Below are 14,419 nucleotides of genomic sequence, written 5' to 3'. Positions count from 1 at the left end.
TCAGGACCTCAGGCGCTGACCCTCGGGGTCATGGAATACAGGCTTTGTGATGGTCACCGGGATCACCTCGTCTTTCAGCCGAACATGCGCGGTTTGCCCGTGTCGCTCCTGCCCGTTCTTCAGCAACGCCAGGCCAACCCAGCGATTGTTGACGACGCTCCAGACGCAGGCGGTAACCAATCCTTCGGTCGCTTCTTTGCGACCTTCAGGGGTTAGTGGCGCGCCTTCGGGCACTTGCTTGTCAGGGTCTTCGGGCAAGATGCCGACCAATTCCCGGCGTTCCCCTACCGCTTCACGGCGCAAGTGGACCGAGCGCTTGCCTAGGTAGTCGGGCTTTTTCTTCGACATTGCCCAGCCCATGCCCAGGTCATAGGCGTCCACGGTACCGTCGACCTCGTGCCCCAGCGAAAGAAAGCCTTTTTCCACACGCAAGACATGGCTGGATTCCGATCCTACAGGCAGGATACCAAAGGGTGCACCAGCCTCCATCACCTTGTCCCACAAGGCGGCCATGTGGCGTGGGGCAACGTTGACCTCATAGGATAGTTCACCGGTGAAACTGACGCGCACAACCCGCGCAGGGAACCCCGCAACCGTACCGTCCCGGAACGACATGAAGGGGAATGCCTCGGGCGACAGATCGATATCCGTACACAGCGCGTGCATGACATCGCGCGCGCGGGGACCACAAATGGTGGCGTTGTTCCACTGGCTTGTCACAGTTGTGATCATGACTTGCCAGTCAGGAAACTCGGTCTGAAGCAGCTTTTCCATGTGCTGGTTGATGGCGTCCGCGTGACCTGTTGAGGTCGAGATCACCCAGCGGTACTGATCCAGCCGAAAGGCCACCCCGTCATCTATGATCAGACCGTCATCCGACAACATAAGACCATAGCGACCATCGCCGGGCTTCAGGCTGGACAGGATGTTCGAATACAGAAAATCCAGAAAGCGCGGAGCATCGCGCCCTTTAAGCTCGAACGTGCCGAGCGGCGAACCGTCGTATACGCCAACGCCTTCACGCACCGCGCGGCATTCCCGGTTCACCGCCTCTTGCAGGCCCTCACCGGGTTTGGGAAAAAACCCCGGACGGCGCCATCGGGCACCAGCCTCATACATCACTGCGCCATAATCCTTGTTCCATTGGGTCACCGGCGTGTGTCGGTAGGGAAACAGCACCGAGTCCTCGCGCAGCCCACCGATCGCGCCGAATGAGATCGGCGTGTAGGGAGAGCGGAATGTCGTCGTGCCAACCTCTTGCAATGGAACGCCCTGTTGCAGTGCGACGGTACCGATGATGTTGATATTGCCCGTCTTGCCCTGATCTATGCCCATCCCCCCAGTGGTGTAGCGTTTGACATGTTCGACGTTGTCATATCCTTCACGCAGCGCCAGATGCACATCGCTGACCGCAACATCGTTCTGAATATCCAGGAATGCCCTTCCGCGTTGCCCTGGCACATCTACGCGCCATAGCGGTTCAATCGAATAAGGCAGCTCTGAACCGTCATCGATGATCCGGTCCAGTGTGAGATCCCCCGCCGCCGCGCCGACGGCCCGACAGGATTGAATCGGTTGATCGGGCAAAAACGCAGCGAGTTCTTCATCAAACCGAAGTGTGCTGCGGGACTGAGACCACAGGTGCAAGGTTGGGTTCCAGCCTCCGGAATGGGCCAGCAGATCGCAGTCGATCCAGATTCCAGTGCCTCCGGTCTTGTGAACGGCCTTGACGGCACGGATGCTTTTGTACCCTCGGATATCGGCGGCGACTGTTCCGGCATGGACGGTTATCCCCGACACCAGATCAAGAGCTTCCCTTGGAACGGTGTCGCGGCTATCGAGGATCGCGTTAACCGTTACCTCAGCTGCGACCAGATCGGCGGCCACTGCGTAAGCGCTGTTGTTGTTGGTGAACAGAACCACACTCTGACCGGTTGTCACGCCCCAACGATTAACATAGGCCTGCACGGATGAGGCCAACATGACGCCCGGCCTGTCATTATTGGCAAACACCATCGACCGTTCCGTGGCCCCGGTGGCAATCACCACCTCAGCAACACGGACCCGCCAGTTGCGTTCTAGAATGCTGGCCTGATCCGGCTTGCGTTCATTGACGATCATTAGGTTGTGTTCGCGATAGGCCCATACGGTCGCGTTCTGAAGATGGGTGACGTTTGCCATATGGCTTAGTTCTTGAACCGCTTCGCCCACCCAATCCATCGCCGGACGCCCGCCAATGGTCAGGGTGCGGTTCAGGAGGCTGCCGCCCGCTTCGGTTCCCTCGTCTGCGAGGAAGACACGCTTGCCCGCTCGACCAGCCTCAAGTGCAGCTTGCAGGCCAGCGGGACCTGCACCTGCAATCAAGACATCTGCATGAGCGTAGCGCGCTTCGAAATGCCCCGATGAAGGCGGTTGCGCAGGCGCTGCTGCCAGCCCCGCCGCCTTGCGGATGTATGGTTCAAACAGATGCCAGTTAGGCCATTTGAAAGTTTTGTAGTAGAAGCCCGCAGGAATAAAACGGCCAATCAATTGATTGATCCCGCCCAGATCAAACTCGGGCGATGGCCAGCAATTGACCGAGCGTGCATTCAGCCCTTCGCGCAATGGAACCGTGGTCGCAGGACGGTTGCCCGAGGCGTCCTCGCCTTCCAGCTCCACAAGCGTTCCTGGCTCTTCGGGACCGTGTCCGACAATGCCGCGTGGGCGGTGGTACTTGAAACTACGGGCTGTTACTCGCACCCCGTTCGCCAGCAGGGCCGAGGCCAGAGTGTCCCCTTCGAACCCTTCGTAAGTTTTCCCATTGAACTGGAACGTCAGAGGGCGGCTTCGATCAACACGACCACCCACTGCGCGGCGATTAATCTGAGCCATCGGGCACCTCCACAATGTCATGTTTCACGGTATCCCGCCAGATTGTCAGCCACTCGCCGCAGCCCCGTGCGTGCCACCACCGCTCTTGCACAGGCCCCATCGGGTTGGGCGTTATGGTCAGGTATTCGACCCAATCAGCATCGCTGACGGCGTTGGTATCGGGTCGAGCAGCTCCGACCGGGCCGCCATAGACGAACTCGCTTTCATTGCGCTTGCCACAGAATGGGCAGGGGATGAGCATCATGATCCCGTCCCTTCCTATCTCGCCGTTGTGGTGCCGGCTTCCATCACAAACTCTAGATGGCGGAAGCGGTCCAAAGTGAACGAGGCCATCAGCGGATGCGGCTCGCCTTTGGCGACTAGATGCGCAAGCGTCAGTCCGCCCGCAGGAATGGCTTTGTATCCGCCCCACCAGCCAGCGGTCACGAACAGCCCCGGTACTTCAGTCTGATCCATGATGGGCGAGGCATCATGGGCAATATCAAGATGCCCACCCCATTGGCGCATTAGTTTGAGTTTCTTGAAGCTCGGGAAAAGCGACAGCATCGCGGTCACAGTGTCTTCGAACACATGTTGCTTGATGTCGCGACGAAAGCTTTGCCCCATATCAGGAGCGCCGCCGATCACCATCTCGCCCTTGTCAGACTGGCTGAAATAGAACCCACTGTCCGGGCAATTTACGATGACATCCACCAAGGGCTTCACTGGTTCGGACACAAAGGCCGTCAGGTTCATCGTGCGCAATGGCAGCTTGAGCCCCGCTGTCTCGGTCAATGTCGTGGTATGGCCCGATACGGCCACAACAACCTTTTTCGCCCGCACGGTGCCGCGATTGGTCTCGACACCTTCGATGCGCCCATCAGCGCCACGGATCAATGCTTGCACGGCGGTCTGTTGGTGCATCTCCACCCCCATCGCATCCGCCGCGCGGGCATAGCCCCAGGCCACCGCATCATGACGGTTTACACCTGCGTCCGTGTGGACCATTCCGCAGATGATCGGCAGGCGCGCATCTGGCCCACCGCCTGTCAGCGCAGGTATGCGTTTGCGCAATTCTTCTGCGGTGATTTGTTCATATGTCGAGCCATAGATGTCCATGACCAATTGCCGTCGCCGCAACTCTCGCAGTTTGGGCCAGGTCTGCACCACATCCACCATGGTGCGCTTGGAATGCATCATGTTGAAGTTCAACTCATGCGTCAGCCCTTCGTACATCTCGACGGATTTGACGTAGAACGGGATCGACTCGTCACGCATGTAATTTGACCGAATCGTAACCGTATTGCGCGCTATGTTTCCGCCACCCAACCAGCCCCGTTCCAGCACGGCGACGTCGGTTATGCCAAACTCTTTGGCCAGATAATAAGCCGTGGCCAGCCCGTGACCCCCTGCCCCGATCACCACCACCTCGTACCGGTCTTTGAGCGGCGGGCTCCGCCAGGCTCGGGACCAGTTCTTATGACCAGAAATTGCGTTACGGGCGAGTGAAAATGCCGAATATTTTTGCATAGCAAGCACAATATTTATCGGAAAAAATATATCGTCAATAAATATATTTACCATTACGCAAAAACAGCTTGGGCAATCAAAGGTCGTGGGCTACCATGGCGCATGACCTTCAAAATTGAACAGTTTCATCGGAATCTTGCTGGCAAATGGTCGGCCCGATCCCGCTGGCCCTGCTTCATCATAAACTGCCGCAGTTCACCCTCTCTCTGACTCCATGCAGACCGTGGCGCTTTGCGCCTGAATTCAAACCCGCCGGGAAATGAGGCGGATGCTATGGATGGAAGAACTATGATAAACACACCGGATACAGATACTGTTCAGCAAGCGTATGCGCGCGACGGCGTCGTTTTATTGAGAAACATCCTCACAGACGATTGGTTAAACAAGTTGCGTGATGCCGTGGACGAAGAGGTCAAAAAGGGTGACCGGTATTTTGCCTATAAAAATATGCGTGAAAAACCGGGTATCTTTCAGGACTATTGTCTGAACTCAGATATTGGAAAGCGCGTGGCCGAGGTGGCGGGCAGCCCCTGGACTTCGTTGATCTATGACCAAATTTTCGTGAAAGAACCTGGCACACGCACCCAGACCGGCTGGCATACAGATCAGCCCTATTGGCCTGTGGCCGGTCCCATCATGACAATGTGGATCGCACTTGATCCTGTCGACCCAGACAATGGAGCGCTGGAATTTGTCCGTGGCTCGCACGCTTGGGGCGCAAAATACCGGCCTTTCAAAACTGACCAGCTTGGCAAGTTTCTTCACTATCTGGAAGAGGATAACCCGGACTATATCGACATGCCCGATTTCGAGGCGGATCGCACTAAATATGACATATTCCACCATGAACAGATGGAACCTGGCGATGCACTGGCCTTCGATGGAATGACTGTGCATTCGGCGATGGGCAACCGAACCTCGACCCGTCGCAGGCGTGGATATGCGGTACGTTTTGCCGTTGAAGGTGCCACCTATGAACCGCGCGATAGCGTCACTGAATGGCTTCATGATGACGACCTGAAACCGGGTACTCCCTTTGCCTGTGGGCGCTTCCCTGTCATCTATAGCAACACCTAAGATAAGGGGACGGGAACTGGCCTCTGTTCAAGTTTCAGGCTTGCCGAATTGCACCCTCTGGCACAGCGGCCTCGGCCTCGATCGCTCGGTCGAGCACGCGTCGGTATGTTTTTGCCCCGGCATCCAAACCCAGATCAATATGCGGTGTCTGAGCATTTTTCATGCCCTTGTGCACTTTTTCCAGCACATCTTTGTCTTCAAGAAACGCCATCCGGGCACCTTCATTCATGAACTTTGAAACCTCGGCATTGTCCGGATCAGAGTTGCGATGCTGGAACCAGAAATACCTGGTCTGATCCTCGTTGATTGGCGTCATGAAGTTGTAAGAGATGTTGATGAATGTCTCATCGACAGGATCTTTGTCATATCCACCCGTGCCAACCGGAGTATAGATGGACTTATTCAGCCCGATTGCGGGCATGCACATTTCGTAATGCTGCAAGCGGTCGCAATCGCCGTCGAACGAGACCAGTTTGGCATAGTAAGGCGATGGTGGTTTGTTTTCGATCCAGCGCGAGACAATCACGCCGCGATCTGTCTTTTTGACGTCCAGAGGCTCTTCATCCGTTCCCGCGCCGGCGAATGACGAGACATGTACCCAGGCCACATGGCTGGGATCAAGCAGGTTGTCGCAAACCCAAAGATAATGGCAATCGATATCCATCACCCCGCCATCGGTCAGGCCCCAGCTCGTGTCATCAAAGTTTTCGATTGGGAAAATCAAGTCCGGATCAGTCAGTTCAGGATCGCCCATCCAGATCCAGAGCAGGCGATAGCGGTCGACAACTGGATAAGACTTCACCACCGCGCGCCGAGGCGTCATCCCCCGCTGCGTTGGGCTGTCCGTACATTTGCCCGAACAATCGAATGTCAGCCCGTGGTAGCCGCATTCGACCAGATCCCCTTTCAGATTGCCATCGGATAGCGGGAGCTTGCGATGCGGGCAGGCATTCTCAAGCGCAACGGGCGTCCCATCCTGCTGACGATAGAGCACAATGTTCTCACCCAGATATGTCTCAGCTTTCAGTTCGCGCCCGATATCCTTGCTCCAGGCGGCAACATACCAGCAATTTCTGAGGTACATGGTTTGCTCTCCAATTTGATCAGTTGGCTTAGCGCCATTATGGCAGCGTCAGTGCAATACACCATTCTGGATTCGTAATGATACATATAAGGCAAGCTAATTCGGCAGCATAACCGACGGGGGCAGATCGGGCTGCGAAGCAACTTCGGCCTTGATCCAGTTCAGGAACTCGCTGACTTTTTGGCTGTCTTTGCTATCAGGGCGCCGGACGAGCCAATAGGAAAGTGGCGATTGAGTCAGTTGCTGAAACGGTCGCACCAGACGGCCATCGCACAAGGCATCAATCACCAGCGGTTCGCGCCCAAGCGCCACCCCCAGCCCCTCAATCGCTGCCTGTATGACCATGTTTGATTGGCCCAATCGGCGCGTGCGCACTCCAGACGGCAATGTCAGATTGGATTGCCGCGCCCAGAACTCCCATGTTGGGCTGGACGTACCATGGTGCAGATTTTCATCTACGAGCAGTGTGTGCTGTGACAAATCTTCAATGCGCTTCAGTTCAGGCAACAGCGCGGGCGCGCAGACGGGAAACAGCCTTTCCGGCATAAGCAAATCCACTTCAAACCCGGGATATTCACCAAGACCATATCGAATGCCGATATCGGAATCTGCGCCGGAAAACGGATAGTATCCCGTATCAGTCGCGATCGAAATAGACAGGTCCGGGTGGGCCAAATCAAAGTGCAGAAGCCTTGGAAACAGCCAGTTGAATGCAAACCCCGGCAAGCATGAAATCACGATGGTCCGGTCCGCACGCGTTCGATCGCGAAGTTGCGCACACACATCTGAAATGCGGCCCAGCCCATCCGAGATTGCCTGCGCCAATTGCTCACCTTCGCGGGTAGGTCGCGATTGCCGCGCACCGCGCACCAGCAAATCCCGCCCAAGCCATTCCTCGAGCGATCTGACGTGCTGGCTGACGGCACTTTGGCTGACCCCCAGTTCCTCGGCGGCGGGTGAAAAGCCGGAATGGCGTACAACTGCCTCAAAGGCTCGCAGCGCGGAGTATGGCAGATTCAAGATCATATTAGTCATCCTAATGTCAGCCATTATCACTTTCAAATGGATTGCCGGCGGCCTTAGGCCGTAAGTTGATAATGTCAAGTAATCAGGAGATGTCGATGTCCGACATGACGCCAGAGCGGGGCGCTTACAATCTGCTGGTCAATTGCGCCCGCGCGGCGGCGGGTGAAAGGCTGCTGATTGCCTATGAACCTGCAGAGTTTGGATATTTCGACGCCGACAGCGTGAATGTTGTCAGTCAGGCGGCCTGTCAACTTGGGCTGGGGGTCGACACGATTGATGTGGGCTTCAATCCGGACAATCCGCAATTATCGCCCGATCTGCTTGCCCGGTTCGAAGCGGCAGACATCATTCTATTTCTGGCCCGTCTTGGGGATCAGTTGCGGTTCTCGGACATGCCGCAGGGTAAGAAAGTCATCGTTAGCTTCGCTTTAACCAAAGAAATGCTGGGATCTGGTTTCTCCAACGGCCACCACGATGCGTTCATGGAGCTTAAGGCCGATATCAACGCGGTCTTGGACGCGGCCAGCGAGGTGCGGATCACTTGCCCTTTGGGCACTGATGTAAGCGGTCGGCCAGTGATGAACCTGCAACCATCGGGCGACACCTCGATCCTGCGCTTTCCGATGTCAGTCTTTACTCCGGTTCCTGCCCACAGTTTCTCGGGCCGTGTGGCGATCAGTTTTCTGACGGGAACGGGGTCGAAGTATTACGATGACTACACCATCGAATTCGACCGCCCCGTCTTTGCGATGATGGAGAATGGGCGGCTGCAGCGTTTTGACGGCGATCCCGCCAATGCCGCACGGGCCGAGGCGCATTATGACCGGGTAGCCAATCAGTTGGGAATTGATCGCAATTTCGTGCACTCTTGGCATGCAGGTATTCATCCGGGCTGTGGCTACCCATGGGATATGCGTGAAAACTATGAACGCTGGGGCGGCTCCGCTTTCGGAAATCCACGCATCCTGCATTTCCACACCTGCGGGGCGTACGCGCCCGGAGAAATCAGCTGGAACGTTATTGATCCGTCCATCGAAATCGATGGCGTAACTTATTGGGACCGCGGTACATTCCATGCCGAACGGCTGCCTTGCGGTCAATCAATCCTGGATCGGCACCCTTGCGCGGCCGCCCTGTTCGCCCATCCCGATCCGGATATCGGTCTGCGTGCAGTTGGCTGATCAATAGCGGCTTGATCGAATCACGAGCTGTGGAAATACTCTTAGATAATAGGGTCTGTTCGAGTTGGCCCTATGGTGCGGAGCACTCCCGTCTCCGGTGCCGGAATATGCGCAGAGGGCAAGACCCCCGCTCCGGCAAAATCATGGAAATCACATGTCAAAAGCTATTGTTACGCCGCTGACTCAGGCTCTGGGCGAAGGAAAACTGACGCGCGAAGAACTCAAGGGATTCATGCAACGCTCGAACGCGCACGGGTTACGTCATCTTGCAATGTGGATCTTAGTGCTGGCCTGCACGACAACATTGATCACCCTAGCCTGGAACAGTTGGCTGATTTGGCCCGCGATGTTTCTGCAAGGGGTCGTCTTGGTGCATCATTTCTCACTTCAGCATGAGTGTGTGCACTATACCGTGTTTCGCACCCGGTGGTTGAATGATCTGGTTGGTCAGATTTGCGGGCTGATCATCATTCTGCCCCATCGGTTCTTCCGATACGAACATTGTGATCATCACACGTATACGCAACTGAACGGAGAGGATCCCGAACTGATCCCGCTGCCCAAATCCCTTGGCGAGTACTTTTTGTACCTGTCAGCCCTGCCTTATTGGCGCGGTAAGTTTACTGAGCTGTTCCGACATGCCTTTGGGAAGCTCAGCAAGGCCGAGTTGAGTTTCATTCCCAAAGAGGAGCATCAGTCGGTCTATTGGGACGCGCGCCGCATGCTGGCCATTTACGCTTTGATCTTTCTGGCTATGGCCTTCACCGGATGGTGGGGATTGATCTGGTATTGGATCATACCCCTGTTTCTGGGTGAGCCGGTGATGCGATTCATACGAATGACCGAGCATGTCGGACGTCCCACCGTGGCGCAGATGTCAGAAAACACGCGCACCAATCTGGTGTCAAAGCCGATGTCATTTTTATGCTGGAATATGAACTATCATGCCGAACATCACTATGTCGCCTCAGTTCCCTTTCACGCTCTGCCCCGTCTGCATGAGAAGTTAAAGGATCATATCTTCGTCGAAAAAGGTGGATATCTGGCTGCGCATCGCGACATTCTGCGGCAGATCATGCAACGCAAAGCCGAGGCCTGAGAGATGGCGGCAGACAAATCTTGGCGCGATGTGATCGAGGCATCGAAGCTGGAAGAAAACTGGGTCACGCGGGTTCAGATCGGGCCGAGATTGATTGCAGTTTATGATACACCCAGCGGTGTCTATGCCTCGCTGGCATTGTGCAACCATGGTGGGGCTGATCTGTGTGACGGCTATTTCGATGGGCATGTTATCGAATGCCCATTGCACCAGGGCGCGTTCGATGTGCGTGATGGCAAGCCCGTTTCAGCGCCTGCGACCCGAGCAATGCGGGTTTTTGAGACACGGATTCAGGATGGAATGGTTCAGGTCCGAATGTGACCTGAACCTAGCGCTTGTCAGATCGTTTCTCTAGCCGCGCAAAGATGCGGCTGAGGCCGAAGCAGACGACAAAATAGAATGCAGCCGTTGTGATCCATGCCTCAAAGATCATCCGGGACGAGGCGACCAGTTCGACGGTCTTGTAGGTCAGTTCCTGAACCGAGATCAGCGACAGGATTGAGCTGTCCTTGATTAATGAGATGAACTGATTGGCCAGCGGCGGCACGACCTTTTTCATCGCCTGCGGCAGCACGACATAGCGAAGCTCTTGCAAACGGCTCATCCCGATCGAGCGTGCAGCTTCACGCTGACCTTTGGGGATCGATTGAATACCGGCACGGACAATTTCGCCGACAAATGCGCTTTCAAACAGCGCCAGAACGATGACACCTGAGACAAGCGACGGAAAGCGCCGCATCTCACCAAAGAAAAATGTCCAGATCTGGTTGTCTTCTTGCCGCGCAATTCCACGTGCCCAGCGTTCAAGGTTTAGTGCGTCGATCAGTTGCTGCGACAGGAAGAAAAAGAAAATAAAGACAACAACAACCGGTGGCACATTACGCAGAAATTCAAGATAAGTGCGTGCCAGCATGCGTATGGTCAGGTTGGCAGAACAGCGCGCGATCCCCAGAATTGTACCCAGAATGAGCGCCAAAATGCCGGAATAGATGCTGATACGAACCGTCGCCACCAAGCCTTGCAGCAATAGATTGGCAAAATACTCTTCTCGCCCAGTATGCCAGCCGACGATGTAGCTGGGGATCAATTCCCACCGCCACTTATAGTTCAGCGTACCCTCGATCGACAGCCAGATATATCCGAAGAAGGCGATCAATACCGCCACGATCAGATAATCTGGCCATCGGAGTTTTCTAAGAAATTCAGGCACCTGGGCGCTCCACTTCAGGCCCGAGGGCGGCTGACCCGCCCCCGGCTAATTGGTTATTGGGCAACCTGGTCTGCCCACTCTTCAGTTGCGAACCAATAGTTGTGACGCTCTTCCAACCAACCCGACCGCCAGTTCTGAGCGATCCAATTGTTGAAAAAGTTCATGGCATCCGGATCGCCCTTGCGTACTCCGAACGCTTCGCCACGCGGATCATAGAGGTTATCGAACGGAACGGTCAGAGTTTCCGGATGGCGACCGGCCTCGCGGTTCGGCGTAGGTTGAGCCGCCATCGAAGCATGCGCGTTTCCGTTTAGCACTTCTTGCGTTGATGCACCGTCTTCATCAAACAACAGCAGCGTCGCGTTGGGGAAGTTTTCCGCGATCACTGTAGCTGGTGTCGCACCGCGACGAGCGGCAAAGGTGACCTCAGGTTTATTGAAATCTTCCAAAGACATACCATCGGTCAACTGTTTGTTAGCCATAATAGCCAGGCCCGAATACGCGTAGGGATCGGTGAAGTTGATCGTCAAGTTTCGCTGCGCAGTCACCGACATGCCCGAGATGATCACGTCGAAATTGCCGGATACGAGCGCCGGGATGATGCCATCCCAGGCGGTCGGTACAAACTCGACCTCTACACCCATGTCCTCGGCCAGCTTGCGACCGACATCCAGTTCGAACCCGATCAGATCACCATTCTTGTCGCGCATCGACCACGGCACGAACAGCGAAAGACCAATCCGGATTACCCCATCCTGTTTGATCGTTTCAATCACACTTTCGCGGGACAGTTCCTGAGTCGCACTTTGCGCCCAGCCTGAGGTCGCCATGCCTGTTGCCACGACCGCGCCCAGGGCCGCCCCGAGCATTCTGCGAGATAGCTTCATCTTGGTTCTCCTTGTTGTCCGGTTAAGTTCTTGTGGTTATTGGTCGACGGCATATTTCTTCTCCAGATAGCTAACGCCAATCGACAGGATCAGGGTCACCACCAGATAGACCAGCGCGATAGTAAACCAGATTTCAAAACTCATATACGTGTCGGATATAATGTTGCGCCCGAAGGTGGTGAGTTCGGCCACGGCAATGACGCTGACAATAGCCGAGGATTTGATCAAGTGGACGACCTCGCCCGTCATGGGCGGTAGCATAAAGCGAACAGATTGCGGCAGAATGATATATCTGTAGGTCTGATAGTGGGTCATACCGATAGACTTGGCCGCCTCCCACTGACCAGATGGGATGGCGTTGATCCCCGCCCGCAGGATCTCTGAAATCAAGGCTGAATGAAACACCGCCAAGGTCAAGATGCTGGCGGTATATCGATCAAATCCAAAGATTGGCCCTAGCACATAATAGAACAGGTAAAGCAGAACCAGTAGCGGGATATTGCGGATCAGTTCAAGGTAGGCAACCGCGACAGCCGTGCCAACTACCAAGCCGGACAAGCGCAGTAACGCCACTAGCAACCCGATAGCTGTGGCCAGCAGAAACGAGGTAACTGACAGCTTGATCGTGGCAACCAGTCCGATGGGAATTTCGCCCCACTCGAACCCAATCTCGGTGTTGCGGTACAGGAATTGGGGCACGCGATACCACTGCCAATTATAGCCCATACCCTGCGCGCCAACATATGACCCGTAGGCGATCAACCCGACAATAACCGCATAGATCACGACGGACACTAACACCGAGCCAAAGAACCGCTTGTATAGTGGTGGCTTCGGCAGCGCTTGCCCGCGTCCTTGTGATATGCCCAGATCGGTCACGTTAGTGTTCCAATATCTGGTTCAGGAATAGACGGCAGCGCTCGCTTGACGGGTTGGTGAAGAACTGATCGGGCGGCGAGATTTCAACGATCTGCCCCGCCTCCATAAAGACCATCGTGTCGGCGACCTTGCGCGCAAACCCCATCTCATGCGTGACAACCACCATGGTCATGCCCGTATCGGCCAGTTCAACCATCACATCCAGCACTTCATTGATCATTTCGGGATCAAGCGCGGATGTAGGTTCATCAAACAGCATGATCCGTGTTTCCATGCACAAGGACCGCGCGATAGCGACGCGCTGTTGCTGCCCCCCCGACAATTGCGCCGGGTACTTATCGGCCTGCTCAGGAATATGAACGCGGTCGAGATAATTGCGCGCGGTTTCCTCGGCCTGCGCCTTGGATAGCTTGCGCACCTTCATCGGTCCTATCATCAGGTTTTCAAGCACAGTCAGGTGCGGAAACAAGTTGAACTGCTGGAAGACCATGCCGACTTCCTGTCGCAGTTCACGGATTTCCTTGGCACCTTCATAGACTTCGATCCCATCGATCACGAGACGCCCGGAATTATGCCACTCTAAACCGTTGAAACAGCGGATCAGGGTGGACTTTCCCGATCCGGACGGGCCGCAGATTACCACCTTCTCGCCCTGATGAACGGTCAGATCGATGTTCTTGAGCGCATGGAAAGTCCCATAGAACTTATCCAGATTGGTCACTTCGATCATGGGGGAGAGCTGTGTCATGCCGAACCTGTCAAGATGCGGATCAGCTGGCGTCGCTGATCTATGACGCTGTGGTGGTGCGATCGCAACATGAGGTCATGCACGCATGGGCACGAGGTCATTCGAGGGGATTCAGGCAGTGTGGAGAGATCTGGCAAAGCTTCAGAATCCTCAAATTCGTTGCGCGCTGTTCAATATGGTTGCTTAATGTGCAATATTCGTCAATAAAAAACTCAGCCGAACGGCACACGCCGCGAAAATAGAAACAGAAAACACGAGAGGAAACGTGAATGTCCGCCTGGATTCGGATGATATCTGACGAAGATGCCGACGAGCACCTGAGAGCGACTCTGGATCTGGCGCGCACACCACACGGGACCGTGGACAACGTGATGCGCGTGCATTCACTGCGTCCCAACACCATGAAAGGTCACGTCATTCTGTATCGCGCGTGCCTGCATGATGAAGCCAATTCCATACCCATGTGGTTTCAGGAAGTCATCAGCTCTTACGTATCGACGTTGAACACCTGCCCCTATTCTTATGCCAACCATTGGGCAAACGCCCGACATCTGATCGGTGACGACGCACGCGCCGACGCAATCGAGGCCGCGTTAAAGGCCCATCGTCCGCAGGACGCATTTGAAGGTGCGCAGTTGGCCGCGCTGATCTATGCGCAAAAGCTGACCCTGTCGCCGGGTGCAATGGAGGAATCCGAAGTTCGCGCATTGAAAGATGCCGGCTGGGAAGACGGAGAGATTCTCGAGATCAACCAGATCGTCGGATATTTCAATTATGCCAACCGATTGCTGAATGGTCTGGGTGTCACAACGGAAGGGGACGTGGTGGGCTACTACGCCGAGGATTGA

General features: G+C 55.4%; 14 protein-coding genes. 5 read left to right on the top strand and 9 right to left on the bottom strand.

The annotated features are described in order from the left end of the window. Genes ACR0I1_RS09025 through ACR0I1_RS09015 form a run of 3 tightly spaced genes read right to left on the bottom strand, consistent with a single transcriptional unit; the run spans nucleotide 1 to nucleotide 4,380 of the window. Nucleotides 1-2,871, bottom strand: a complete 2,871-nt coding sequence (locus ACR0I1_RS09025) for a 2Fe-2S iron-sulfur cluster-binding protein (protein ID WP_480706008.1) — start codon at nucleotides 2,869-2,871, stop codon at nucleotides 1-3. Then, the gene (locus ACR0I1_RS09020) at nucleotides 2,858-3,115 is read right to left on the bottom strand and encodes a sarcosine oxidase subunit delta (RefSeq protein WP_170625702.1); all 258 of its coding nucleotides are present in this window, start codon (nucleotides 3,113-3,115) and stop codon (nucleotides 2,858-2,860) included. Before ACR0I1_RS09020 ends, ACR0I1_RS09025 begins: the two co-directional genes overlap by 14 nt. Before the next feature lie 14 nt (nucleotides 3,116-3,129). Then, nucleotides 3,130-4,380, bottom strand: a complete 1,251-nt coding sequence (locus ACR0I1_RS09015) for an FAD-dependent oxidoreductase (protein WP_170393855.1) — start codon at nucleotides 4,378-4,380, stop codon at nucleotides 3,130-3,132. Nucleotides 4,381-4,668: 288 nt separating this feature from the next. On the opposite strand from ACR0I1_RS09015, the gene ACR0I1_RS09010 reads away from it, so the two are divergent. After that, entirely contained in the window at nucleotides 4,669-5,457 is a 789-nt protein-coding gene (locus ACR0I1_RS09010) for a phytanoyl-CoA dioxygenase family protein (RefSeq protein WP_480706006.1), read from the top strand. 34 nt (nucleotides 5,458-5,491) lie between these two features. Here ACR0I1_RS09010 and ACR0I1_RS09005 read toward each other — a convergent pair whose 3' ends face one another. Then, complete coding sequence (locus tag ACR0I1_RS09005) at nucleotides 5,492-6,541, bottom strand: aromatic ring-hydroxylating dioxygenase subunit alpha (RefSeq protein ID WP_480706004.1); 1,050 nt, start codon at nucleotides 6,539-6,541, stop codon at nucleotides 5,492-5,494. 96 nt (nucleotides 6,542-6,637) lie between these two features. Beyond that, a complete protein-coding gene (locus ACR0I1_RS09000) occupies nucleotides 6,638-7,567 on the bottom strand; it encodes a LysR substrate-binding domain-containing protein (protein WP_170732632.1) in 930 nt (309 codons plus the stop codon). 95 nt (nucleotides 7,568-7,662) lie between these two features. Here ACR0I1_RS09000 and ACR0I1_RS08995 point away from each other — a divergent pair, with 95 nt between their 5' ends. The 3 genes from ACR0I1_RS08995 (at nucleotide 7,663) to ACR0I1_RS08985 (ending at nucleotide 10,168) form a co-directional block, all read left to right on the top strand. Then, nucleotides 7,663-8,748 carry a hypothetical protein gene (locus ACR0I1_RS08995; protein ID WP_480706001.1) on the top strand — a complete coding sequence of 362 codons (1,086 nt, stop codon included), beginning with the start codon at nucleotides 7,663-7,665 and terminating at the stop codon, nucleotides 8,746-8,748. Nucleotides 8,749-8,902: 154 nt separating this feature from the next. Beyond that, nucleotides 8,903-9,847, top strand: a complete 945-nt coding sequence (locus ACR0I1_RS08990) for a fatty acid desaturase family protein (RefSeq protein WP_480705999.1) — start codon at nucleotides 8,903-8,905, stop codon at nucleotides 9,845-9,847. Nucleotides 9,848-9,850: 3 nt separating this feature from the next. Beyond that, nucleotides 9,851-10,168, top strand: coding sequence for a non-heme iron oxygenase ferredoxin subunit (locus tag ACR0I1_RS08985; protein ID WP_170635751.1), 318 nt, complete (start codon nucleotides 9,851-9,853; stop codon nucleotides 10,166-10,168). A gap of 7 nt (nucleotides 10,169-10,175) precedes the next feature. On the opposite strand, the gene ACR0I1_RS08980 is transcribed toward ACR0I1_RS08985, so the two are convergent. The 4 genes from ACR0I1_RS08980 to ACR0I1_RS08965 are packed head-to-tail and all read right to left on the bottom strand — an operon-like array spanning nucleotide 10,176 to nucleotide 13,571. Further along, nucleotides 10,176-11,057 carry an amino acid ABC transporter permease gene (locus ACR0I1_RS08980; protein WP_170562105.1) on the bottom strand — a complete coding sequence of 294 codons (882 nt, stop codon included), beginning with the start codon at nucleotides 11,055-11,057 and terminating at the stop codon, nucleotides 10,176-10,178. Between the two features lie 53 nt (nucleotides 11,058-11,110). Further along, a complete protein-coding gene (locus ACR0I1_RS08975) occupies nucleotides 11,111-11,944 on the bottom strand; it encodes a transporter substrate-binding domain-containing protein (protein ID WP_170393843.1) in 834 nt (277 codons plus the stop codon). A gap of 36 nt (nucleotides 11,945-11,980) precedes the next feature. Continuing rightward, the gene (locus ACR0I1_RS08970; RefSeq protein ID WP_480705997.1) at nucleotides 11,981-12,823 is read right to left on the bottom strand and encodes an amino acid ABC transporter permease; all 843 of its coding nucleotides are present in this window, start codon (nucleotides 12,821-12,823) and stop codon (nucleotides 11,981-11,983) included. Nucleotide 12,824: 1 nt separating this feature from the next. Then, nucleotides 12,825-13,571, bottom strand: a complete 747-nt coding sequence (locus ACR0I1_RS08965) for an amino acid ABC transporter ATP-binding protein (RefSeq protein WP_304621969.1) — start codon at nucleotides 13,569-13,571, stop codon at nucleotides 12,825-12,827. A 269-nt stretch (nucleotides 13,572-13,840) separates the two neighbouring features. On the opposite strand from ACR0I1_RS08965, the gene ACR0I1_RS08960 reads away from it, so the two are divergent. Next, the gene (locus ACR0I1_RS08960; protein WP_170393839.1) at nucleotides 13,841-14,419 is read left to right on the top strand and encodes a carboxymuconolactone decarboxylase family protein; all 579 of its coding nucleotides are present in this window, start codon (nucleotides 13,841-13,843) and stop codon (nucleotides 14,417-14,419) included.

Source organism: Ruegeria sp. B11 (assembly GCF_056539785.1).
Note: the sequence above shows the minus strand (reverse complement) of the source record. Positions and strands in the feature narration are given on the sequence as shown.

Excerpts from the sequence above, each read along its gene's own strand:
- ACR0I1_RS09015 (WP_170393855.1), bottom strand. The coding sequence starts at position 4,380 with ATGCAAAAATATTCGGCATTTTCACTCGCCCGTAACGCAATTTCTGGT.
- ACR0I1_RS09025 (WP_480706008.1), bottom strand. The coding sequence starts at position 2,871 with ATGGCTCAGATTAATCGCCGCGCAGTGGGTGGTCGTGTTGATCGAAGC.
- ACR0I1_RS08975 (WP_170393843.1), bottom strand. The coding sequence starts at position 11,944 with ATGAAGCTATCTCGCAGAATGCTCGGGGCGGCCCTGGGCGCGGTCGTG.
- ACR0I1_RS09010 (WP_480706006.1), top strand. The coding sequence starts at position 4,669 with ATGATAAACACACCGGATACAGATACTGTTCAGCAAGCGTATGCGCGC.
- ACR0I1_RS08995 (WP_480706001.1), top strand. The coding sequence starts at position 7,663 with ATGTCCGACATGACGCCAGAGCGGGGCGCTTACAATCTGCTGGTCAAT.
- ACR0I1_RS08960 (WP_170393839.1), top strand. The coding sequence starts at position 13,841 with ATGTCCGCCTGGATTCGGATGATATCTGACGAAGATGCCGACGAGCAC.
- ACR0I1_RS09020 (WP_170625702.1), bottom strand. The coding sequence starts at position 3,115 with ATGATGCTCATCCCCTGCCCATTCTGTGGCAAGCGCAATGAAAGCGAG.
- ACR0I1_RS08990 (WP_480705999.1), top strand. The coding sequence starts at position 8,903 with ATGTCAAAAGCTATTGTTACGCCGCTGACTCAGGCTCTGGGCGAAGGA.
- ACR0I1_RS08985 (WP_170635751.1), top strand. The coding sequence starts at position 9,851 with ATGGCGGCAGACAAATCTTGGCGCGATGTGATCGAGGCATCGAAGCTG.
- ACR0I1_RS09005 (WP_480706004.1), bottom strand. The coding sequence starts at position 6,541 with ATGTACCTCAGAAATTGCTGGTATGTTGCCGCCTGGAGCAAGGATATC.
- ACR0I1_RS08965 (WP_304621969.1), bottom strand. The coding sequence starts at position 13,571 with ATGACACAGCTCTCCCCCATGATCGAAGTGACCAATCTGGATAAGTTC.
- ACR0I1_RS09000 (WP_170732632.1), bottom strand. The coding sequence starts at position 7,567 with ATGATCTTGAATCTGCCATACTCCGCGCTGCGAGCCTTTGAGGCAGTT.